Raw genomic sequence first — 23,305 nt, 5'->3', positions numbered from 1 at the left:
AGCGCATGCCGAACTCAAGAGAACAGTCTCTTGAACAGGCCCCGCGACTGTGGCTTTTCATAGTAAACAAGGAAGTTTCCAATAGGTCTTGTCGTTTCATTTGCATAGGGTCGTCGCATGAGCGATTCACCGTTTGCCCCGGCGACTCCAAGGGTAGAGGAATAACCACCGTCCAGATTCACCGAATGGCCTCCTCCCCCCCCCATCCCTTCGAGTCGAGCCATAACCAATGACCACTCGGGCATGGTGTAGCCCGTAGCCATTGCAGTTCTGCCAGTGCTATTTCCCCTGGCCATTCGTGTCCGTTGTTCTGCGCCTGATGTACTCGGCAAACTGATGCCCGAGCGGATATTGGGAGAGTCGGCATGACCCAATTTACCTGGCTGATTGCCCTTGACGGTAAATTGAAATCTTTGCTGCTTCAGCATTTTTTCCGTGAACACAGCCTCGCCGTTGCTGGAAAGCAAGGGCGCCGTATTTATTAGCGAACCATCCCTCATGGGGAGCTCAATATAATTTCTACGATAATCTGCTGGGATGGGAGCGTAAACCTGCCTTTTCCCACTGATCACGGTCGGGCCGATCGGGGCAAAGGGTGAGATGAACTCACTGGCGCCATTCCGAAAATTGAAAAAGCCACCGTTGATATAGGCCACTGCACCCGCACTTTTGAGCCCTGCTTGCGCCTTGATCGCTTGACCCGGCTCTAGCTGGAGAAAAAAACCTTGTTCGCTACCCGCCACTTTCCCCCTCAATGCAGGCGCTATCGACAGGTAAGAAAGTGCTCTATCGCCCTGTACCGGTCGAGTCAATCCAATGCCCAAACGATTGAACAACTCATTGCCTCCGACGATGTCGACAGAGATTATTCCCTTTGCAACCGTGCGAACCCGCACCCCTCCACTTGCTGCCACCGACTGCGATAAAGCCTCGTTGTAGGCTGAACTCCACCGGTTGTACGCATCAACTCTTGTCAAACCGTCGGGATCTACAAAGTTAAGTGGATCATTCCCGACCATCGCAAACAAATTAAGCCCATCCGCGATCGGATCCGAGCTTATCCATCGTTGCAACCAAGGCGCGTAATACCGGTATCCATAGTAATAAAGCCCTGTCGAATCACGCTCCTTGCCGCTATAGCGATGGGTTTTGTAGTTCGCCGCAGAGGCGTTTTTTGCTGCCCAGCAGGCCGTACTGCCAAACGCGTAATAGTGTTCTAACGTCAGTATTGCGCCCTCGTCATCCAGTTCCAGCGTGCTGGAACTCAGATGATCGTTGAGGCCATAGCGCAATTGATCGGGGTGTGTTCCGTCGGGCCAATGTAGCATCCGTACTGAGTTGCGCCCGCCGATGAAATTGATGACGTGGTGTTCTTCACCATTGTTATGCTGCCGCAACTCCAGTCCCGGCAGATAACGGACTTGGCTACGCAGCGCCCGACCTGCCACGCTGGCAACTGAAACTTTGCGCACTCGGTGACCCGGCCGATCGTAGCGGTAACACTCAAAATCGTGCTGTTGGTTTTCTCGCGAAACCAGTGCCACTTCATGCAGTTGGTTGTGAGTGTCCCAGACCATATTTTGGCCGCGATTCAATTCAATTTGATTGCCGCACTTATCGAATCCGGCATTGATTTCCGGCTCTCCTGGCAACGAACCATCATCGCGCTGCCCGAGGCTACGGTTGCTGTTGCCGGAGGTGAACATCGCAAATCCGGCCGTTGCGCTGTGCTGGCGGGAAACGAGATTGCCGCCGCTGTCGTAGACGAATTTCTGCAGATAATTGCGGCGCTGAGCAGGATCCAGCGGTGTCGCAATCAACTCGGGCATTGCCGGCCCGTGGCTTGGCTGGCTGACCTCCCAACCCTTGGCTTCGATCAGTTGATAGAGACTGTCGTAACGGTAGGAACATACCGGGGCGATGCGCTGGTTCTTGAAGTACGTGATGGGTTGGGCCTTGTCTTCCAGCTCGACGATATTGCCCACTGGATCGACGCAATAATGCAGATCCAGCAAGGGTTTATGAGAGTGGATGGCAGCGGTCAACCGAGTCAGCCGGCCATCCCTGGCGTCATAGTCAGCACGGGCGATAACGCCGTTCCCGGCGGTTTCGAATTCAACCTGATCCTGAGCGTTGTAACGAATATCGCTGACCAGTTTTCGCGGCGGTTTTGTCTCCCCCGCCATTTGCAGCCAGACATCGCGAGATCTGCCAGCGATGTCGTAACCGAACCTTTGCACGTTGTCGCAAGCGTCGATCTGCTTTAGCAATTGCCCTGCGGGATTGAATTCCGAGCGAGTCGTAAACGTCTGTTCTTCCAATAGCGCATCGCGCCCCGGGAGATCGACGGGCCAATCGGGTGTGTCAAGATCCTCAAGGAATCGCTCCTGCACCGTCAATATGGAACCGGCTACGCCATAGCTGGGGCATTTCCGCGAACCTGCGGGATGATCGTGGCGGATCAATCGGCCGCACTGGTTGTGTTGCGCGAGCGCTTCATCGGCGTCGCCATAAATTAGTCGCTCAACAATTTTTGCTGGGTGGCTGACCCTCTGCTCTGTAACGGAGACTGAGCGACGTTGTGTGTCGTACTCATAATGTCGCTGCGTACCCCGTGCATCCCAGAACGAAAGCGTTGATCCCGCCTGTTCCAGCAAGCTCAACTGCCAACCGGCATCCACGCTGTCCGTCAGCAACACCTGACCGCTCAAGTCGTAAACGGTGCTCAGATTCGGTTTCGGCGCGGCTCCCCACAACCGGGGATCCCACGCCGCCACTTCGCGCCCCACCTCATCGAAAATCTGCCGAGTGATGCGCGGTTCGACGTCGGGTTTGTCCGGGTGCTGGCAGTAGGCAACGCTGCGAATCGCCAATGCTCGCGGGTCGACGACGGACAGTGTGGGATGAGATGAGTGCTGAGTCGCCTTCATGGCTGTGAACGTCCTCCAGGCTTAGGGGTAGCCTGAAGGTTTTTTCATCGGGTCGATACTGTAAGAAGTAACAGGTGGGTATTGAGGCAAGATCAAAAGATCGCAGCCTGCGGCAGCTCCTACAGGATCGAGGTCGACCGTTGCATGAACGCCTGTAGGAGCTGCCGCAGGCTGCGATCTTTTCGCTTATAGTCGGCACATCTCTCCCTGAACATGCACCCGACCATGAAGCAAACTCTCACCGATCTCGAGCAGATCACCGCCACCACCCTCGGCCACTACAACTCGGTGGCCGAAGACTTCCGTGAAGGCACGCGTGATCACGATGTCAGTCAGAATATCGATGCGCTGCTGCGGCATATCCAGGGTTCAGCACCGTTCACAATTCTGGATTTCGGCTGCGGGCCGGGGCGGGATTTGCAGACGTTTACGCGTATGGGACACGTTGCAGTGGGGCTGGATGGCTCTGAGGAATTTGCGCGGATGGCGCGTGAGGACAGTGGCTGTGAGGTGTTGCAGCAGGATTTTCTGAAGCTGGATCTCCCGGCTGAACGCTTTGACGGAATTTTTGCCAATGCGGTGCTGTTTCATGTGCCGTTGCAGGAATTGCCGCGGGTGCTCAAGCAATTGCATGGCGCTTTAAAACCCGGTGGGGTGTTGTTCAGTTCCAATCCGCGCGGGGATAACCGTGAGGGCTGGAACGGGCCGCGTTATGGCTCGTATCACGATCTGGCGGCGTGGCAGGGGTTGTTGACGGCGGCGGGTTTTGTCGAGCTGGAGCATTACTTCCGGCCGGCGGGGCTGCCGCGTGAGCAGCAGCCTTGGTTGGCCAGCGTTTGGCGTAAGGGTTGAGTCGGGTCAGGGAAAGCCCCTCACCCCAACCCTCTCCCGAGGGGAGAGGGGGCAGATTGGGTGATATTGAAGACGTATACCGACTTGATCCAACTTCACTGAATCCATAATCGACCCGATCCTTCAGGTCGATGAATATCTTCAGACGCCACGGTCAGTCCCCTCTCCCCCCGGGAGAGGGTTAGGGTGAGGGCCGTTGTTGACTTGATCTTTTTTCGGCTCGCGAATCTTGTACCAGGCCACGTACAGCGCCGGCAGGAACAGCAGCGTCAGCAGCGTCGCCACCACAATCCCGCCGATCATCGCGTAGGCCATCGGCCCCCAGAATACTTCGCGGGCGATCGGGATCATGCCCATGCTCGCCGCCGCAGCGGTCAGCAGGATAGGCCGGCGTCGATGCTCGGTCGCTTCCACCACCGCATCCCACGGCTCATAGCCTTTGCGTTCGAATTCATCGATCTGCGTGACCAGAATCACCGAGTTGCGGATGATGATGCCGATCAGCGCGAGAATCCCCAGAATCGCCACGAAGCCCATCGGCGTACCGGTCGGCACCAGCGCCAGCACCACGCCGATCAGCCCCAGCGGCGCGACACTCGCCACCAGGAACATCTTCTGCACGCTGTGCAACTGGATCATCAGGAACGTCGCCATCAAGAACAGCATCAATGGCAACACCTTGGCGATTGGCCCTTGGGCCTTGCCGCTTTCCTCGACCGTACCGCCGGTGGCGACCTTGTAGCCGACCGGCAATTTGTCAGCGAAGGCATCAATCGATGGCTTGAGGATTTTCACCAGGTCGGTCGGCTGAATCTCGTCTCGCACCGAAGCCTTGATGGTGATGGTCGGCAAACGATCGCGACGCCACACCAGCGGTTGCTCCAGTTCATAACGAACCGTGGCGAAGGCGAGCAATGGAATCGAGGTGCCGCTCGGCGTGACAATCTGCAGGTTCTGCAGGGTTTCCGGGGTACCGCGTTCGGAATCCACCGCACGACCGACCACGTTGATCAGGTAGATATCGTCATCGACCTGGGTCAACGGCGAGCCACTGACGATGCTGTTCATCAGGTTGGCGACGTCTTCGGACGACAACCCGAGCTGGCGCGCCTTGTCCTGTGCGATGTCGATACGCAGGACTTTGCCCGGCTCGTTCCAGTCGTAAATGATCTCGCCGATGTGCGAGTTTTTATCCAGTTCGGTGGCGAGGTCGATGGCGTGCTTGCGCACTTGATCGATGTCCTTGCCGCTGACCCGGTACTGAATCGGACGCCCTACCGGCGGGCCCATTTCCAGTGCCTGCACGTAGCTGCCGATGCCGACGAACTCTTTGCGCAGACGCTCACGCAGCCGTGCGCTCAGAGCCTCGCGGGACTCGAAGCCTTTGCTGACGATCACCAATTGCGCGTAGTACGGGTTTTGCAATTGCTGGTCGAGTGGCAGGTAGAAACGGATCGCGCCCTGACCGATGTAGGTGCTCCAGCGCACGATGTCCGGGTCGCCCTTGAGCGTTTCTTCGAGTTTGTCGACGGCCTTGCGGGTTTCGTCGATCGAGGCGTTTTGCGGCAGGTTCAGGTCGACGAGAATTTCCGGACGATCCGAGGCCGGGAAGAACTGGTTCTGCACGAAACGCATGCAGAAAATCGACAGTGCAAACAGCAGCACGGTGATACCGATCGCCCACCAGCGGTTGCGCATGCTCCACAGCAAACCGCCGTTGAATGCGCGGCCAATGCGCCCTGGTTCTGCGGCATGGGGTTTCACGTTGGCGCTGAGGATGTGCACGCCGATCACCGGTGCGAAGAATACCGCGACGATCCACGAGACGATCATCGCCACCGCGATCACCGCAAACAGCGTGTAAGTGTACTCACCAGCGGAACTGGCGTTGAGGCCGATCGGCACGAAACCGGCGACGGTCACCAGCGTACCGGTGAGCATCGGGAACGCGGTCGAGGTGTAGGCGTAGGTCGCGGCCTGCTCCTTGGTCTCGCCCATTTCCAGGCGCGTGACCATCATCTCCACCGTGATCATCGCGTCGTCCACCAACAGGCCGAGGGCGATGATCAACGCACCGAGGGAAATCCGCTGCATGGTGATGCCGCTGTATTCCATGAAGACGAAGACCATCGCCAGCACCAGCGGAATCGAGCACGCCACCACCAGACCGGCGCGCACGCCGAGACTGATAAAGCTCACCACCAAGACGATGATCACCGCTTCGAACAGCGCGCTGGTGAAGCCGCCAACGGCTTCTTCCACCACCACGGCCTGATCGGAAACGGTGTGGATGCCAACGCCTACCGGCAGGTCTGCGGTGACTTGATCGATGCGCTCATGCAACGCTTTACCGAACGCCTGAACGTTGCCGCCCTTCTGCATGGCGATCGCCAGACCGATTGCCGGTTTGCCGTCGAAACGGAATTCCGGGGTGGCCGGGTCGACGTAACCGCGACTGATCTCGGCGATGTCAGCCAGACGATAGAAGCGATCGTTGAGCTTGAGGTTGACCTCGGCCAGGTCTTTCTCCGAGGCGAATTGCCCCGACGTGCGCACGGAAATCCGCTCCGGCCCGGCCTCGATCACACCTGCCGGGGTCACGGCGTTCTGCGATTGCAGGCTCTGTACGACTTGACGTTGATCGATGCCCAGCGCAGCCAGTTTGCGCGTGGAGAAGTTCAGGTAAATCACTTCGTCCTGCTGGCCGACCATTTCGATCTTGCCCAGCCCCGGCACGTTGCGAATCTCCGCCCGCGCCTGCTCCACGTAGTCGCGCAACTGGCGCATGGTCAGGCCGTCGGCGGTAAACGCGTAGACCGAACCAAACACATCACCGAACTCGTCGTTAAACCCCGGGCCTTGAATGCCTTGGGGAAACTGCCCGCGAATATCGTTGATCTTCTTGCGCACCTGGTACCAGATTTCCGGGATGTCCTTGGCACTGGTGGTGTCGCGCAGGTACACGTACACCGTCGATTCACCGGGGCGCGTGTAGCTTTTCACGTAGTCGAGGGAGTCCAGCTCTTCGAGTTTTTTCTCGATGCGGTCGGTGACCTGCTTGAGCGTTTCCTCTTGGGTCGCGCCCGGCCATTTGGTCTGGATCACCATGGTTTTGATGGTGAACGACGGGTCTTCTTCGCGGCCCAGATTGAAGTAGGAAAACACCCCCATCAGCAACGCGACGAACATCAGGTACCAGACGAAGGACTGGTGTTTCAGGGCCCATTCGGAGAGGTTGAAAGAGCCTTTCATTGACTGTCCTCGTCAAGTTTCACTGATTGTCCGGGTTTGAGACTGTTGACGCCGGCGCTGACCACTTGCTCGCCGTTCTTCACCCCACCGGCCAGCACCACGGTGCTGTCGGTGCGGCTGACGACGGTGACATCGCGGGGGCTGACGGTTTTGTTTTGGGTGTCGATCACCCAGATCCGTGTTTTGCCATCGACTTCCTGCAACGTGGTTGCCGGCAGTTCGATGCGCGGTTTGATCGCTGAGCTGAGGGTCACGCTGATCGCGGTGCCGAGACGGAAACCTTCCGGCGTATCAGTCAGGGTCAGACGAGCGCGGCGGGTGCGCGTGGCGCTCTGTGCCTGCGGTTCGATTTCGCGGATGACCGCGGTGGTTTTGATGCTGGGATCGAGTTGCGCAGCGACCAAAAACACCACGTCCTTGGGGATCTGATCGACCAAAGTGTCCGGCAGATCGATCACCGCTTCCTTGATGTCCGGTTGCGCCAGCGTCACCACTTGTTGACCTGCCGTCACCACTTGCCCGGCCTCGGCGTTCCACGCGGTGACCACGGCTTTGTGGTCGGAACGCAGTTCGGTGTAGCCGAGTTGATCCTTGCTCTGATTGACCGCCGCCCGCGCCTGATCGAGTGAGGCCTGAGTGGTTTTCAGGTTAGTGGTGGCCTCGTCGAGTTGCGCCTGCGCGCCGACGCCGCGATCAAACAGCGCTTGCTGACGTCGCGCATTGGCTTGTGCGTTGATCAGTTGCGCTTCAATTTTTGCCAGATCGCCCTGCGCCGAACGCAGCTGATTCTGCTGATCGGACGGGTCGAGGGTGGCGAGCAGCGTGCCCTTCTCCACTTCGGTGCCGACATCGACGTTACGGCTGGCTATGCGCCCACCGACACGGAATCCGGTGTTGCTCTCGTAACGCGCCTGAATACTGCCGGCGAAGCGACCGAGGGTTTCTTCGTTCAAGGCCTCGACCTTGACCGACAACACCGGGCGCACCGGCTCCGGAGGCGGCTCCTTCTTGGAGCATGCCGCGAGCAACAGCCCGACGGCCAACAGCCCGAAACGCTTCATGGCTGCGCTCCCATTTCCAGATCCTTGTAGGTGTTCTCGGCAATCTCTACTTTCATGCCCGGGTGCAATAACTGGCCGCCGGCGATGATGACTTTTTCGCCGCCATTGAGACCTTCGCTGATGATCACTTTGCCGGTCAGGTAACGGCCGACCGTGACCGTGTGCAATTGCGCTTCGCCCTTGTCGTCGACCAGCCACACGGCGGGGTCGCTGACATTTTTGGTCAGCGCCGACCACGGCAAAGCCACCGCCGATTTGCCGGTGCCCTTGGCCGTCGCGCTCACTACTGAGCCGAGCTGCATGCCTGGCGGCAGTTTGTCGAGGGTGACTTTGACTTGCACGGTGCCGGACTGCGCGGACACCGACGGGGTGATTTCGCGCACGGTGCCGGTGGTTTTGATCTCGGGATTGTCGAGCAGGCTGACGGTGATTTTGTTATCTGTCGGTCGCTCGGCCAGCAGCGACTCGTAGACGTTGAATACCGCATCGCGATCGCCGTCGCGGGCCAGACTGAAAATCGGCGCCGTGGCTTGCACGACCTGACCAACTTCGGCCTGACGCTCAGTGATGACACCCGGCGCATCGGCAATCAGCGAGGTGTAACTGAGCTGATCCTTGGCGTTGGCCAGTTGCGCCTGAGCCGCGCTCAAGGCGCTTTGGCTACTGCGCAACGCGGCTTGCGCGGTATCGAATTCGCTTTGGCTGGTATAGCCCTTGGGCAGCAGTTTTTGCTGACGCACAAACGCCGCCGCGCTCTGCTTGACCCGCGCCTGTTCGGCGACGACCTGAGCCTGAGCGGAATCGACGTTGGTCTGCAAATCCTTGGGATCGAGTTTGGCCAGCACTTGCTTGGCCGTGACACGGTCGCCGACATCGACCGAGCGCTGGATGATTTTGCCGCCGACGCGGAACGACAATTCTGTCTGCACGCGCGCCTGCACATCACCGGTCAGTGTCACCGAGGCCGCGTAATCCGCGGTTTTCACCTCTTGAACAAAGACTCTCGGCAGGTACTCCTGGGGAGCCTTCTTTTCGCCGCAAGCGGTCAGCAAGGCAATGGCGCTCAAAGCCATTACCACTTTAATTCCGGGACCCGCCATGCAGACTCCTTGGCATTTTTAGACGATCAGGACGATACGACTTCAGAGCTTAGAACAGGGTTCAACCATTGCTCATGCGAATAACAGATTAAACACCGAAGGAGCTGCCGAAGGCTGCGATCTTTTGCTTTTTTGTGGAAAAGATCAAAAGATCGCAGCCTTCGGCAGCTCCTACAGGGGGTATTCTGCGGCGGATTCGGAGGATCTCATTCATGCTCAACACCCTGGCGGTGGCCAATTACCGCTCGATCAATAAATTGGTGATCCCGCTGGGTCGTCTGAACCTGATCACCGGCCCCAATGGCAGCGGCAAGTCCAACCTCTATCGGGCCTTGCGCCTGCTGGCGGAAACCGCGCAGGGCGGTGTGGTCAATGCACTGGCGCGTGAAGGCGGACTGGATTCGACGTTCTGGGCCGGGCCGGAAACCATCAGCCGGCGCATGCGCAACGGCGAGGTGCCGATCCAGTCGACGGTGCGCCAAGGCGTGAAGCGTTTGCGCCTGGGCTTTGCCGGGGAAGATTTCAGTTATTCGATCAGCCTCGGCCTGCCCGATTCCAACGGCCATTTCATGCTGCCCGAGCACTCGCGGCCAATCCCTTCGCGCTTCAGCCTCGACCCGCAGATCAAGCGCGAATGCATCTGGGCCGGCCCGCATTACCGCCCTGCCAGCCTGTTGGTCGATCGCGACGGCCCGATGATTCGCGCGCGCAACGAGCGCCAATGGGATGTGCTGGCGCAGCACACGCCGAACTTCGACAGCCTGTTCGATCAGGTTGGCAGCCTGCGCAGTTCGCCGGAAGTGTTCCAGATGCGCGAGTTCATTCGCCGCTGGCGTTTTTATGATCACTTTCGCAGCGACGCCGACGCACCGGTGCGCCAACCGCAATTGGGCACGCGCACGCCGGTGCTGCACCACGACGGCCGCGATCTGGCGGCGGCGTTGCAGACCATTATTGAAATCGGTGACGGCGACGCGATGCGTGCGGCGATTACTGATGCCTTTCCGGGGGCGCGGCTGCATATCGAAGCTCAGGCGGGTGGACGCTTTGCCATCGAGTTCTATCAGGAGGGTTTGCTGCGGCCACTGTCGGCGGCGGAGTTGTCGGACGGGACGTTGCGTTATTTGTTGCTGGTCGCGGCGTTGCTGACACCGAGGCCGCCGTCGCTAATGGTGCTGAACGAGCCGGAAACCAGCCTGCACCCGGATCTGCTGCCAGCGTTGGCACGGTTGATCATTCGTGCGTCGGAGCAATGTCAGGTGTGGGGTGTCGCATGCGCGGCGGTTGATTTCGGCGTTGCAGGAGGATCCGCAGTGCAATTGCATTGTGCTGGAGAAGACGCTGGGGGAAACCGGGATTGTCGGGCAGAAAGTGCTGGAGACGCCGGCGTGGTATTGGCCGGATTGAGTAGTTCGGTCAAAAGCCCCTCACCCTAGCCCTCTCCCGGGGGGAGAGGGGACTGATTGGGGGATGCTCCAGAGTGACGCCGACCTGAAAATGCTGCTGTGAATCCATAATCGACTCGGTTTTTCAGGTCGATGTATGACGCAGGACACCTCGGTCGGCCCCCTCTCCCTCCGGGAGAGGGCTGGGGTGAGGGGCAAGCCTCACCACCGACCCATCAGGCAATCACCCCTGCCACTTGCCCCCTTCAACAATCACGCTCTCAGGCTTGGTGTCATCGCTCAGTTCTTTACGCACGTATTGGTCGTACAGCTTGAGCAGATACTTCTCTTCACCCAACTTCGTCAGCTCGGTATTCACCCAGTCACGCAGTTCGATATTGCCCTTCTTCACCGCCGGTGCAATCGGCGCTTCGGCACCGAGTTTATCCTCCAGCACGCGATAGCCCGGGTTCTGTTTGGCCCAGCTGAACAGCACCAGATTGTCCTGCGCATACGCATCGCCGCGACCAATGGCCAAGGCTTGCAGCGACTCGGAGTTTTTCTCGAACTTCAGCAGTTTCCAGTCCGGGTGATTCTTGGTCAGCCAGATATCGGCAGTGGTGCCGGTGGTGACGATGGTGGTGCGGGTCGCCAGGTCATCCAGGTTTTTCACCGAGCTGCTCTGTGGCACGAGAGCCTGCACAGCAACCTTGAGGTTCGGGTTGGTGAATTCCACCGCTTCCTTGCGCTCAGGCGTGACGGTCATGTTGGCGAGGATCAGGTCGACCTTGTCGCTCTGCAGAAACGGAATGCGGCTCGCCGGTTCGACGGCAACGAATTCGACCTTGTTTTCATCGCCGAGCAGATCCTTGGCGAAACGACGGCCGATGTCGGTATCGAAACCCACGTAGCGCCCCGCTTCATCGACAAAACCGAACGGCGGCTTGTCGGTAAACACGCCGACGATCAGCTTGTCGCGGGCCTTGATCTTGTCCAGATAACCGGCCGGCGCGGTGCTTTCGCTGGCGACTTTCGGCTTTGGCGGTTCTTCGGTTTTGCTGCAACCGGCAAGCAAGGCGAGGCTCAATAGGGGCAGTAAAAAAGCGGCAGTTTTCATAACAGTTCCAGTTCCTTTGTCGGATTCGTTTTGGGCAGTGTTGCAACGAAGGAGAACTTCTCCAGAAACTGCTGCGCGCGTGCGGTTTGCGGGTTCGTAAAGAAAATCTCGGGCGGGGTCTGTTCAAGGATGCGCCCGGCATCCATGAACACGATGCGGTCGGCCACCGCGCGGGCGAAGGCCATTTCGTGGGTGACGATCAGCAAGGTCATGCCCTCACGGGCCAGGCCCTGAATGACCTGCAAAACTTCCTTGACCATCTCCGGATCAAGGGCGGCGGTGACTTCGTCGAAGAGCATCACGCGCGGGTTCATGCACAGCGAACGGACGATGGCGATGCGTTGCTGCTGCCCGCCGGAGAGTTGACGCGGGAAGGCATCGCGCTTGTCCAAAAGTCCCACGCGTTCAAGCAGCGCTTCAGCTTGTTGCTGCGCTTCACGACGCTGACGCTTTTGCACCTTGAGCGGGCCGAGCAGCAAATTGTCGAGCACGCTCATGTGCGGAAACAGGTGATAACTCTGAAACACCATGCCGATCTGCTGGCGGATGTCGCGCCAGTCGGTGGCCTTGTCGAGCAGCTCGCGGTCGAGAAATTTCAGGCTGCCGCTGTGGGCGACTTCGAGGCCATTGAGGCAACGCAGCAGCGTACTTTTGCCGCAGCCGCTGGGGCCGAGGATGACGATCACTTCACCGCTCTGCACTTGCAGATCGATGCCGTTGAGCACCTGCTGCTCGCCGAAGAATTTGTTGAAGCCGTGAAACTCGATCAATGCGCTCATGCTTGCGTCCAGCGCCGCTCCAGCACGCGCGAGGCGGCCGACAGCGGGTAGCAGATGAAAAAGAAAAACAGGAACAGCACGCCGTAGATCAGCACTGATTCGTAGGTGCGTTCGATGATCTGCTGGCCGACCTTGATCACGTCGACCACACCGATCAGTACCGCCAGCGAACTGGTTTTGATGATTCGCGTGTAGACGTTGATGGTCGGCGGCGTCATGCGCTTCAGCGCTTGCGGCAGCAACACGTAGCCGTAGAGTTGCGCAGCGTTCAGTCCAATCGACAGCCCCGCTTCACGCTGCCCGCGCGGCAACGAATGCAATGCGCCGCGCGCCACTTCGCCGACCTCGCTCGCGCCCCACAGCGATAGCACCAGCACTGCGCACCAGAAACTCGGAATGCTCAGGCCAAAGAAAATCGGCAAGCCAAAGAACAACAGGTACAACCAGACCAGCACCGGGATCGCCCGGAACAGCTCCAGATACACCCGCAGAATCGCGTTCAGCCACGTCACGTTGAGCGTGCGCAACACGCCGTAGAGCACGCCGCCGATGGTGCTGATGGCGATGCTCAGAAACGAGATCGACAAGGTTTGCCCGGCGCCTTTTGCCAGTTGCGGCAACGACACCCAAAGCAATTCAAGACCCGAACTGGCCATGCTGGAGCCTCCTTTCCAGACGGCTGAGCAACAGCGACAGCGGCAAGAACAGCAGCACGCAGATCAGCGTCAGCACGGCGAGCATTTCGTAGGTTTTGTAATAGAGCGCGATGTAGCTCTTGGTGGTGTAGAGAATTTCCGGCACTGCTACCGCCGAAACCACGGTGGTTTCCTTAAGCAGGAAAATGAAATTGGCGAACAGCGACGGCAGGCTGAGAATCCCCGCTTGCGGCAGGATCACATAGCGCAGCAACTGCCCGTGCGACAGGCCGATGGAGCGCCCGGATTCCAGTTGCGCCTGCGGCACCGCATCGACGCCGGCGCGCAGCACTTCAGTCAGATAGGCGCCGCCGAGGAAAGTCATGGTGATGATCGCGGCGGTGAAACCGGACACCTGAATCCCTACTGCCGGCAAAGCGAAGTAGACGAAAAACAACTGGATCAGCAGCGGCGTGTTGCGCGCAAGTTCCACGTACAGGCCGACCAGTTTTTGCAGGTACGGCGTGCGGAACACCAAAATCGTCGCGTTGAGCAGCGCCACCACCAGCGACGTGCCAATGGCGATAAAACCGACCTGCAGCGTCACACCCACGGCTTTGAGAAACGCCGGCAGCGTGCTGAGAATAAAAGCGTAATCGAAGGTCATGAAGCGTCCTGGACATCGCTCGGTAAGCGACGGTCGTGCAGTCCATGGACAGCGGGTGGCTGTCCGGCAGGTACTGACTTTATAGGTATAAAAACAAGAATTTAAATACCGTTAAAGCATATTGATATCACTCAAAAAACTATCCTGTCGGTTTGCCGGGAAGGAATAAGAAGGCTATTTTTCCTTGCGCTGTAGGACGGATCTTTTTTTGATTCAGGCCCTCCAAGGACGCACAGCTTTTGGTCAGACTCCTCCGGCCGAAACCAATTACAAGGAAGAGAACATGGACGTAAAAGCGCCGCAGCGGCTGGATCCGCAGGAGATTTTGAAATTGTTGGTGGCGTTGAGGCGGGCGTTGAAGGCTGGGGTGGCCTGAGCAATAAAGATCAAAAGATCGCAGCCTTCGGCAGCTCCTACACGTGTTCATTTCCCTGTAGGAGCTGCCGAAGGCTGCGATCTTTTGCTTCTGGCTGCTGATTTTGCACACACAAAAACGCCGATGCCCATCACTGGCCATCGGCGTTTTCACACCTTGAAGGGGGTGGTTCAAGCGTCAGATCAGAACGCCGGCAGTACCGCGCCGTTGTACTTCTTCTCGATGAACGCTTTCACTTCCGGGCTGGTCAAGGCTTTGGCCAGTTTCTGGATCGCGTCGCTGTTCTTGTTGTCCTCACGGGCCACCAGGAAGTTCACGTACGGCGAGTCAGCGCCCTCAATCACCAGCGCATCTTTCTGCGGGTTCAGCTTGGCTTCCAGCGCGTAGTTGGTGTTGATCATGTCCAGATCAACTTCCTTCAGAACGCGTGGCAGCAGGGCCGATTCCAGTTCCTTGAACTTGAAGTTGTGCGGGTTCTTGGCGATGTCTTTCGGCGTTGCCAGAGCGTTTTTCGGATCTTTCAGCTCGATCAGGCCAGCCTTCTGCAGCAGGATCAGTGCACGGCCGCTGTTGCTGCCTTCGTTCGGGATGGCGATGGTCGCGCCGTCTGGCAGTTCAGCCAGGGTTTTGTACTTGCTCGAGTAACCACCGAACGGTTCAACGTGCACGCCTTGCACAGTCACCAGGTACTTGGATTTGTCGTCCTTGTATTTACCCTGGTTGAAGCTGTTCAGGTACGGCAGGGTCTGGAAGTAGTTGGCGTCCAGACGCTTCTCGCCCACTTGTACGTTCGGCTGAACGTAGTCGGTGAAGACTTTGATTTCCAGATCCACGCCTTCTTTGGCGAGGGTCGGTTTGATCAGCTCAAGAATTTCAGCGTGCGGCACCGGCGTTGCGGCAACCACCAGTTTCTCGCCAGCGTTGGCCAGGGAAGCCGTCAGAGCAGCCGCCAATGCGGTAAACAACAGAACCTTTTTCATGCAGTGTCCTTATCGAAAATCGGTCGTCATCGACGACGGCATCTAATACGAGTGCCAGTGAAGTGATATCGCTGGCGTGGGTCGGACAATACCGGGATTTTATATTCCCGGACAATAACGTTTATTCACGTTGATATTCCATTTTGTTCATACGCGCGGTTTAGACGTGTAGGAGCTGCCGAAGGCTGCGATCTTTTGATTTTCAACAAGTTAAAACGTTGAAAAGCAAGATCAAAGGATCGCAGGCTTCGCCAGCTCCTACAGGAGGCCGGTGTTTTTCAGAAGTTTTTTGAGGGCAGCTTGGTCAGCCGTGGAGCCGGTGGCGATGATCTGGTTGATCTGGGATTCGATCTGGGTCAAGAGCGGCGGTAGATTGAGGTGCTCCGGCAGAATTTCGTCGCCCGTGCTCACCAGCAACGCAAAATGAATGACGTTTTCCAGTTCGCGGGTGTTGCCCGGCCAGCTGTGTTGCTCGAGAACATGTTGCGCGGCTTCGCTGATCAGCGGCACCGGCAGGTCGAGGCGCTGGCTGTAGATGCCGAGGAAATACTCGGCCAGCGACAAGATATCGCCGATCCGCGCGCGCAACGCCGGTAACTCGAGATGACCTTCGCTGAGATAGTGATAGAGCCGCTCGTGGAATTTTCCGGCGTCCACTGCTTGCGCCAGATCGATGCTGGTGGCCGCGACCAGGCGCACGTCCACCGGGCTCGGCTGATGCGCACCGACGCGAGTGACCTCGTGGTTTTCCAGAGCCGCGAGCAATTTGATCTGAATCGGCAGCGGCAGATCGCCGATTTCATCCAGGTACAACGTCCCGCCATTGGCCGAACCGAACCACCCCGCGCGGCTGCTCGCCGAGCCGCTGAATGTGCCGGCGGCATAGCCAAACAGTTCGGCATCGGCGTAGGTCGGGCTGATCGCGCCGCAATTGACCGAGACGAATAAACCGCTGCGATCACTGGCGCGATGGATATGGCGGGCGAGCAATTCTTTACCGGTGCCGGTCTCGCCACGGATCAATACCGAGATCGAGCGCGGGGCCAATTGCTCCAGCTCTTCGCGCAACTGGCGCGAGCGCGGATCGACGAACACCAGCGCTTTGGCGCGGATGCTCAGGGGGCTTTTTTCTGCATCGGGAAAGGTCAGCAACGGCTGACCGAAAGTGTCGAAACTCATGGCAGACTCCCGCCCAAAACCGCCGGGAGACGGGGGCTATCAAAGAAAAAAACAAATCGGGCGCGACGGCGAGCGTGGTGTTCCATACGGTTTTGCAGGCGATAGAGATAAGCAAAACCCTGCTCCCAACGCTGATGCCCGGACTTGACGTTGATGTGTCCGGCACCGGCGAGAATCCCCGCCTCGGCGCCCCAGTTGCGCGCCAGTTCCATGGCACGCGGCGCACTCACGGCCGCGTCGTTGTCGGAGCTGACCACCTGGCTTGGAAACGGCAACAGATCCGTCGGAATCGGTGCGAAATTGCGCAGCCCGGGTGCGCAGGCCGGACGTTCGACATCCGCCGGCGCGACCAGCAAGGCGCCGCGCACCTGACGCAGGTATTGCACTGGCGCAGTGGCCGCCCAATGGGCAACGGTGACGCAGCCGAGGCTGTGGGCGATGAGGATGACGGGCGTGCTGTCAGCGGCAATTGCCTCGGCCAGCGCAGCGACCCAATCTTCACGACGCGGCGTCAGCCAATCGGCCTGTTCGACCCGCGCACTGTTCGGCAGGCTGTTCTGCCAATGGCTTTGCCAATGATCTTCCGGCGATCCTTGCCAGCCCGGCACAATCAGATAGCGAATTGATTCGTTGCGCATGGGGAGCTCTCCTGCGTGTCTGTTCCTGAAGGAGTATAGGGAGGGGATTTATATTCGTTAAGGAATAAGAAGCTATTTATTAATACCTGAAACGAATATGACAAATATCCTGTAGGAGCTGCCGAAGGCTGCGATCTTTTGATCTTGTTTTTAAAATCAAAATCAAAAGATCGCAGCCTTCGGCAGCGCCTACAGTTCGAGAAATAAAAAAAGGGCCGCACCCTGCCAAGGAGACGGCCCCGGAAAAACGTAAAGCCTGTTACCGCGCCGTGATCACCGACAACTTGGTAATCCCCGCCCGCTCAATCGAAGCCATCGCTCGCGCCACTTCGCCGTAATTCACTCCGTCATCCGCCTGCAATTGCACGCGCACTTCCGGATCCTTGGCCTTGGCCGACTTGAGGTTGAATTCCAGCAAGTCCGGCTGAATCTCGTCCTTGTTGATAAACAGTTTGCCGGCACCGTCGATGCTCACCACCAGCGGATCCTTCTGCTCGACCGGCGCCACCGCTTCAGTCTTCGGCAGGTTGATCGGGATCGCGTTGGTCAGCAGCGGCGCGGTGACGATAAACACCACCAGCAGCACCAGCATTACGTCCACCAGCGGGGTCACGTTGATCTCACTGAGTACCTCATCACTGTCTTGCGTGGAGAAGGCCATATCAGGACGCCTCCTTCACTTTTGCCGCGTTGCCCTGCGCTGCAACCTTGTGTGCGGTCGGGTGGATCAACACGCGGAACGAGCTCTTTTGCGCCAGGCTGTAGAAGTCGTGGGCGAAGTCATCGAGATCCGCCGCCGTCAGTTTCAGACGACGCAAAAAGTAGTTGTAAACCAGCACCGCCGGTACCGCGACGGCGATCCCCACACCCGTTGCAACCAGCGCTGCACCGATCGGCCCGGCCACCGTTTCCAGGCTCGCCGAACCGGCCGCGCTGATGCCTTTCAACGCTTCCATGATTCCCCACACCGTGCCGAACAAACCAATGAACGGCGACGTACTGCCAATACTGGCGACCACTGCCAGACCGGTTTCCAGCGAACGACGCTCACGGACGATCTGCTGGCGCAACGCGCGCTCCAGTCGATCCTGATGGTTGATCGCCTGGCTCAAATCCGTGGCCTGTGGCGCCTCACCTACTTGAATCGCCGCGTAACCGGCTTGAGCTACTCGTGCTGCGGCACCGGGCTGGGTCTCGCTCAATTCAGCAGCGGAATCCAGACTCGACGCCGCCCAGAAGCGTTTATGAAAACGGCGATCCTGCGCCTTCAGACGACCGAACTGCACAGCCTTGAGCAATGCCAGGCCCCAGGTGGCGACGGAAAAAACCACCAGCAGCCAGATCACCGCGCTTTCGATGGATTCCAGTGGAGATGCCAGTAACGTCATGATGTATTCCCTCGTGTAAACATTTCGCGCGAATTTGGTTTCGGTTTAATGAATCTTGAAATCGATGGGCACGCTGACCCAGCCGTCCTGGGCGACATCACCCTGCTTGGCCGGGACGAAACTCCAACGTTTCACGGCGTTCAGCGCCGCATCGTCGAGCTGTTGCCGACCACTGCTTTTTGCAATCTGGATCTCACCCGGTTTGCCGCTGGCCAACACATGCACGCGCAGCAACACCGTGCCTTCCCAACCGCGACGCTGAGCCAGCGACGGGTATTCCGGCGCCGGGTTTTTCAAGTACGCGGCGTTGGCCGAGGCCGGGGTTACCGGAGCCGGTGCCGGTGGTGCAGGTGGCGCTGGCGCAGCGACCGGGGCGGCCGGTTTTGGCGGCGCCGGTGGTTGCTCGACGGCTTTCGGCGCCGGTTTCGGTGGCTGTTTAACCACCGGTTTCGGCTTTGGAATCGGCTTCGGCGGCGGTGGTTTTACGGCCAGCTCGTCCTCAACCGGCGGCGGTGGTTCGACCACAGGCGCTGGAGGTGGCGGCTCGACAACCGGTGGCGCTGGCGGAGCCGGGCGCGAAAACTCGATGGTCATCGGTGGAATTTCTGGCGGCACGATTGGCAGCGTTGGCGTCGGCTGCTGGTTGATCCAGTAGATCACCGCGCCATGCGCCAACAGCGCCAACACACCCAGCAGGATTGCCTCGCGCCGACTCAAGATGCCTTTGGGGGCACGCTGCAAACTTTGCTGCCCCAACGGCACACGGTGCGGCCGGCCGAGATCGACCAGTTCGCCACTCGGCGTCTGACGCCACAGCAATTCCTCTGCGCTGGCGGCGGTCTGGACATTGCCCATTGATTCACTCCCTGCGGTCTTTTTTGCGTTCTCTTTACCAAGCCGTCGATTCGCCGTTTGTTGAAGCCCCCACCGCGATCGATGGGTGAATCATTGGCTTAGACGCTTATCTCCGAAAGTAATCTTTAACGTTATCCATAGGCTTTTATGGAATATACGAGCTGATCACTTTCACCAAAGCCACGGCCCATAAGGGCTGTAGCCATGTGGTGAAAACAGCATGCTTTTCAGGCATTGAAAGTATTCGCGCAACGCATCGACAAAGACCCGATGCGCGCCTCGACTAGCGACTGGCGTTGGTCTGCTGCACGCCCACCACCGGTGCAATCACAGCGGTTTCGGAGCGCGGCGTACCCTGCGGCACCCAGTCATAACTCACAGGTAACGCGCGATACACCCAGTTGCTGACGGCATCGCTGCCCGGGGCTTTGCCCAGGTACGGGCTGACGTATTCCCAGACGTTTTCGCCGCTGGCCGTGACCTGGAAAAACCGTCCGTTCATGCCTTCATCGATCAACGTATTGCCGTTGGGCAAACGCCGCGCACTGCTGATGAACGAGCTGTAAAACGCCCACCCCGGTTGCTTCGAATTGGCGGCGCTGTACTGCCAGACGATTTCGTTTTTCACCGGATCAATTTCCAACACTCGCGAGCCGGAAATCAGCCCGAGGGTGACGTTCGGATAACCCGCCGAACCCTGGTTATCGAACACCAGCACATTGCCCGCGCCCGGTAGCCCGGCCGGAATGATGTGAGCGTCATGCTGACCGACAAATTGATCGACCGGACGTGGCAGCGTCCGCGCGGTTTTCGGGCTGGCCAGGGGCAGATTCGGCCCCAGACGCCAGACCACTTTGCCGCTGCTTTTTTCGATGATTGCGATGAAGTTGGCGTTGCGCGAATCGAACAGCAGATTGTCCGGATTGAAACGCTTGTCACCGGCATCGAACCACTTGTTCGGGCCGACTACGCTGAGGTTATTGATGTGCAGGTAGTCCGCATCCTCGCTGCCGCGCACCAGTTTCAATTGCTCTGGGGTGAAGCCGAATTCGTTGAGATGCTCCGACGCCAGCCACTGCCATTTCACCGCACCGTCGGGGCTGACTTCATAGATCGCATCGTCGATCACCTCGGGGACTTTGAAGCCTTTGATCGGGTGCACTTTGTTCGCCAGCACCACGGTGTTGCCGTTGCTCAACCGGCGTTGATCGTGATGCTGCTGCGCCGCGCCACCGGGCGCCTTGTCGCCCCACTGCCAGACGACTTTGCCATTCCAGTCCAATTCGCCGACGCTCTGATTGCCCAGGCCATTGCCGGCTGAACCGAGTTTGCCGGGATCCTTGTCACTCAGTTGCAGCAGGACATGCCCGCGCTCGCCGCCGACCAGTTTCGGGTCGATGATCGCTGAGGGGAAACCTGCCTGAGGCCAGTTCTTGACCTCGTTGCCGTTCATGTCGATCAGGTGCGTCTGCTTGTCGGCGCCGCTGAAAATCACGTACTGATTGAAGGCTTTGTCCGGGTCGTAACGGGTGACGCCGGTCGGGTAAACGCTCGGCGCGGCGAAGGCGCCAGCGCTAAACACCGCGCCGGACAACAACAGCGGAAAAGCCGTTTTGATGCGCAACATGATGCAGCTCCTTGAATGACTTATCAGAAGTCGTAGCGACCGGTGACGCCGAGGGTGCGCGGTGTGCCGAGCAGGCCTTCATAGCCGCCGTTACCGCCCGTCCACAGGGTCGTGTAGTAGGTTTTGTCGAAGGCGTTTTTCAGCCACAGCGAGATGTCCCACTGCCCTTGGTTGAAGTCGCCGCGCAGGCCGGTGGAAAGGTTGACCACCGCGTAACTCGGGATCTGCCCGTAGTCGGAATCCTCGACCGTGCCGACGGCTTTCGAGCGGAAGGCATAGCTGCCGGTGACGTACGGTTCGAAGCCGTTATCGAGATTCCATTTGTATTCGCCGTTGGCGTTGCCGATCCATTTCGAAGCACCGACCACTTGGTGACCGCTGAGGTCGCAAGAGGCTGGGGCACCCGGTGCCTGGCTGATTTCCGGCGGGCACGGCGCGTCTTTGTAGGAGAGGTAGCTGACGTCGTTGAAGGAGCCGTTGAAGTTCAGGGTCAGGCCACGCAGCGGGATCACCGTGCTTTCAAACTCGACGCCGCGCGAGCGCACGGAACCAGCGTTGGTCAGGTATTGCACGCGGTTGACGTCGTCGTAAGCGTTGGTCTGATAGGCGTTGACCTGCGTCCAGAAGACGTTGGCGTTGAGCTGCAAACGACGATCCCACAGCGTGCTTTTGAAACCGAGTTCGGCGTTGTTTGCGCGTTCGGTGCCGATCAGCAGCGAGTCAGCGCCGGCGGCGGGTGCAGAGCCGACCGAGAGGTTAACGCCACCGGATTTTTCACCGTGGGACACGGTCGCGTAACCGAGCACATCGTCGGTGATGCGATAGCTGAGGTTGAGCAAACCGGACGGGCTGGAACTGTACTGATTCAAATCGCCGGAATCGTAGGCGCCGGCACGACCGCGCCGCGCCGTTGCCGCTGCACCCGTCACCGCCGCGCCACCGACCGGCGCATCGCGAGTGACCCAGGCGTTCTTCTCTTCATAAGTGCCGCGCACACCAGCGGTGAAATCCAGGCGCTCGGTCAGATGCCAGGTGCCTTGGGCAAACAGCGCAAAACTGTCGGTCTTGATATGGCCGTTGCCGACGCTGCCAATGTTGGCCAGCGCACCGGCCGGCGTGCCGTTCCAGATGTCCGCTTGCGGGCCGTAATAGGCGAAGGATTTGTTGTCCAGATCGTTGCCGAAGTAGTAGGCGCCGACGACGTAATCGAAGAACTCGCCCTTGGGCGACGCCAAGCGAAATTCCTGTGAGTACTGTTTGTCTTCTACCGAAACACCAGCGTTGTAAGTCGACGCGACGTTGAGACCATCGTCATTTTTCGGGGTGAAATTCCAGAAGCGGTACGAGCTGATCGAGGTCAGGGTGAAATCGCTCGGCAGTGCCCAATTGGCTTCAACCGAGGTACCGCCCTGATGCACGGTGACGTGTTGATCGCTGTCCAGATTGACCTTGCGGTGCGAGCCGTTGACCAACGTTGCCCCGGCCGCCGCTGCCCGCGCCGAATAGAGATTGACGCCGTTGATGGTCGGCCCGGTGTCGTACAGCACGCGGGTGCCGGCACTGGAATCCTCTTCGTTGTAGTCGCCGATCCAGCGCAGGTTGAAGTCTTCATTCGGCTTGAACAGCAACTGGGCGCGGAAGCCATCGCGCGAGCCGCCGTTCAAATCATGGCCGTTGTATTCGTTCTTGATGTCGCCGTCACTGCGTGTGCGATACGCCGAAAAACGTCCGGCCAGCTCATCGTTGAGCGGCCCGGAAATCGTGCCTTTGGTTTGGAAATAACCGTCTTCGCCGACCGAGGTTTCGATGCTGCGCTCAGGCGTGAAGGTCGGCGCGCGGGTGCTGATGTTGATCACCCCGGCGGTGGTGTTTTTGCCGAACAGCGTACCCTGCGGCCCACGCAAAACTTCGAGCTGTTCGATGTCCATCAGATCGAACACCGCCATGCCTGGACGGCCGAGATACACGTTGTCGATGTACAGCCCGACGCTGCCTTCCAGACCATCGCTCGCCGGGTTGTTGCCCAGACCACGGATCGACACGCTGGACTGCCGCGCATGCATGTAGGCGACGTTGACGCTCGGCACCAGTTGCTGCAAATCCTGAATCCGGTAAACCCGTTGCGTCTCCAGATTCTGGCCGCTGACCACGCTCATTGGTGTCGGTACATCCTGCGAACTTTCTTCGCGGCGGCGGGTGGTCACGGTCACGGTTTCCAGCTGCGAACTGTTGGCCGCCGGTTTGCCTGCGGGTACCGGCGTAGGGGTTTCCGTTTCGGCGGCGTAGCTGTGAGTCCAACTGGCGCTCCCTGCCAGCAACAAGGCCAGAGGCAGGCGTTTGAGCCGTCGTGGTGTTAAGGGTGACGCTAGGTTCAACGGACTCATGGCGCGGCTCCTGGTCAAAAAACACACAGACATCTTCAGCGCTGCATATTCTTTTAAGTTATTTATTTATGGATTTACAAATATTTACTGCATAAGAGAT

General features: G+C 58.8%; 17 protein-coding genes and 2 pseudogenes. 3 read left to right on the top strand and 16 right to left on the bottom strand.

The features are described from left to right. Window positions 1–14: 14 nt before the first annotated feature. The gene (locus GVL50_RS05140) at window positions 15–2,930 is read right to left on the bottom strand and encodes an RHS repeat-associated core domain-containing protein (RefSeq protein WP_159811984.1); all 2,916 of its coding nucleotides are present in this window, start codon (window positions 2,928–2,930) and stop codon (window positions 15–17) included. Between the two features lie 225 nt (window positions 2,931–3,155). On the opposite strand from GVL50_RS05140, the gene GVL50_RS05135 reads away from it, so the two are divergent. Next, on the top strand, window positions 3,156–3,782 hold the full coding sequence (locus tag GVL50_RS05135) for a bifunctional 2-polyprenyl-6-hydroxyphenol methylase/3-demethylubiquinol 3-O-methyltransferase UbiG (RefSeq protein WP_159811983.1): 627 nt from the start codon (window positions 3,156–3,158) through the stop codon (window positions 3,780–3,782). A 141-nt stretch (window positions 3,783–3,923) separates the two neighbouring features. Here GVL50_RS05135 and GVL50_RS05130 read toward each other — a convergent pair whose 3' ends face one another. The 3 genes from GVL50_RS05130 to GVL50_RS05120 are packed head-to-tail and all read right to left on the bottom strand — an operon-like array spanning window position 3,924 to window position 9,195. Continuing rightward, window positions 3,924–7,034 (bottom strand): efflux RND transporter permease subunit, encoded by a 3,111-nt coding sequence (locus GVL50_RS05130; RefSeq protein WP_159811982.1) that lies wholly within the window; start codon window positions 7,032–7,034, stop codon window positions 3,924–3,926. Further along, window positions 7,031–8,095, bottom strand: coding sequence for an efflux RND transporter periplasmic adaptor subunit (locus tag GVL50_RS05125; RefSeq protein WP_159811981.1), 1,065 nt, complete (start codon window positions 8,093–8,095; stop codon window positions 7,031–7,033). Before GVL50_RS05125 ends, GVL50_RS05130 begins: the two co-directional genes overlap by 4 nt. Further along, window positions 8,092–9,195: an efflux RND transporter periplasmic adaptor subunit gene (locus tag GVL50_RS05120; RefSeq protein ID WP_159811980.1), complete on the bottom strand. Its 1,104-nt coding sequence runs from the start codon at window positions 9,193–9,195 to the stop codon at window positions 8,092–8,094. Before GVL50_RS05120 ends, GVL50_RS05125 begins: the two co-directional genes overlap by 4 nt. A 212-nt stretch (window positions 9,196–9,407) precedes the next feature. On the opposite strand from GVL50_RS05120, the pseudogene GVL50_RS05115 reads away from it, so the two are divergent. Further along, window positions 9,408–10,602 (top strand): annotated as a pseudogene (locus tag GVL50_RS05115) (AAA family ATPase). 222 nt (window positions 10,603–10,824) lie between these two features. Here the strand turns inward: GVL50_RS05115 and GVL50_RS05110 are convergent. The 4 genes from GVL50_RS05110 to GVL50_RS05095 are packed head-to-tail and all read right to left on the bottom strand — an operon-like array spanning window position 10,825 to window position 13,778. After that, window positions 10,825–11,697 carry a transporter substrate-binding domain-containing protein gene (locus GVL50_RS05110; protein WP_159811979.1) on the bottom strand — a complete coding sequence of 291 codons (873 nt, stop codon included), beginning with the start codon at window positions 11,695–11,697 and terminating at the stop codon, window positions 10,825–10,827. Beyond that, window positions 11,694–12,476 (bottom strand): amino acid ABC transporter ATP-binding protein, encoded by a 783-nt coding sequence (locus GVL50_RS05105; RefSeq protein WP_159811978.1) that lies wholly within the window; start codon window positions 12,474–12,476, stop codon window positions 11,694–11,696. Before GVL50_RS05105 ends, GVL50_RS05110 begins: the two co-directional genes overlap by 4 nt. Further along, a complete protein-coding gene (locus GVL50_RS05100; protein ID WP_159811977.1) occupies window positions 12,473–13,132 on the bottom strand; it encodes an amino acid ABC transporter permease in 660 nt (219 codons plus the stop codon). The genes GVL50_RS05105 and GVL50_RS05100 overlap by 4 nt, the downstream gene beginning before the upstream one ends. Then, window positions 13,113–13,778 carry an amino acid ABC transporter permease gene (locus GVL50_RS05095; RefSeq protein WP_053116495.1) on the bottom strand — a complete coding sequence of 222 codons (666 nt, stop codon included), beginning with the start codon at window positions 13,776–13,778 and terminating at the stop codon, window positions 13,113–13,115. The genes GVL50_RS05100 and GVL50_RS05095 overlap by 20 nt, the downstream gene beginning before the upstream one ends. Before the next feature lie 208 nt (window positions 13,779–13,986). On the opposite strand from GVL50_RS05095, the gene GVL50_RS05090 reads away from it, so the two are divergent. Continuing rightward, the gene (locus tag GVL50_RS05090; RefSeq protein ID WP_159811976.1) at window positions 13,987–14,154 is read left to right on the top strand and encodes a hypothetical protein; all 168 of its coding nucleotides are present in this window, start codon (window positions 13,987–13,989) and stop codon (window positions 14,152–14,154) included. A 182-nt stretch (window positions 14,155–14,336) separates the two neighbouring features. Here the strand turns inward: GVL50_RS05090 and GVL50_RS05085 are convergent, their stop codons facing one another. The 8 genes and pseudogenes from GVL50_RS05085 to GVL50_RS05050 form a co-directional block, all read right to left on the bottom strand. After that, window positions 14,337–15,134 (bottom strand): MetQ/NlpA family ABC transporter substrate-binding protein, encoded by a 798-nt coding sequence (locus GVL50_RS05085; RefSeq protein WP_007918708.1) that lies wholly within the window; start codon window positions 15,132–15,134, stop codon window positions 14,337–14,339. Between the two features lie 258 nt (window positions 15,135–15,392). After that, window positions 15,393–16,313 carry a sigma 54-interacting transcriptional regulator gene (locus tag GVL50_RS05080; protein ID WP_159811975.1) on the bottom strand — a complete coding sequence of 307 codons (921 nt, stop codon included), beginning with the start codon at window positions 16,311–16,313 and terminating at the stop codon, window positions 15,393–15,395. 59 nt (window positions 16,314–16,372) lie between these two features. Beyond that, a pseudogene (locus tag GVL50_RS05075) lies at window positions 16,373–16,951 on the bottom strand (alpha/beta hydrolase); the annotation flags it as partial. Window positions 16,952–17,210: 259 nt separating this feature from the next. Next, a complete protein-coding gene (locus GVL50_RS05070; protein ID WP_003220570.1) occupies window positions 17,211–17,612 on the bottom strand; it encodes a biopolymer transporter ExbD in 402 nt (133 codons plus the stop codon). Between the two features lies 1 nt (window position 17,613). Further along, window positions 17,614–18,339 carry a MotA/TolQ/ExbB proton channel family protein gene (locus GVL50_RS05065; protein WP_053116492.1) on the bottom strand — a complete coding sequence of 242 codons (726 nt, stop codon included), beginning with the start codon at window positions 18,337–18,339 and terminating at the stop codon, window positions 17,614–17,616. Between the two features lie 45 nt (window positions 18,340–18,384). Then, the gene (locus GVL50_RS05060) at window positions 18,385–19,194 is read right to left on the bottom strand and encodes an energy transducer TonB (RefSeq protein ID WP_159811974.1); all 810 of its coding nucleotides are present in this window, start codon (window positions 19,192–19,194) and stop codon (window positions 18,385–18,387) included. A 283-nt stretch (window positions 19,195–19,477) separates the two neighbouring features. Next, window positions 19,478–20,821: an aryl-sulfate sulfotransferase gene (locus GVL50_RS05055; protein WP_053116490.1), complete on the bottom strand. Its 1,344-nt coding sequence runs from the start codon at window positions 20,819–20,821 to the stop codon at window positions 19,478–19,480. A gap of 23 nt (window positions 20,822–20,844) precedes the next feature. Next, complete coding sequence (locus GVL50_RS05050) at window positions 20,845–23,205, bottom strand: TonB-dependent receptor (protein ID WP_159811973.1); 2,361 nt, start codon at window positions 23,203–23,205, stop codon at window positions 20,845–20,847. Between the last annotated feature and the right edge of the window lie 100 nt (window positions 23,206–23,305).

Source organism: Pseudomonas sp. 18058 (assembly GCF_902706155.1).
In the GTDB taxonomy this organism is placed as follows: Bacteria; Pseudomonadota; Gammaproteobacteria; order Pseudomonadales; family Pseudomonadaceae; genus Aquipseudomonas; species Aquipseudomonas rustica.
This window is presented reverse-complemented; position numbering and strand designations above follow the sequence as displayed.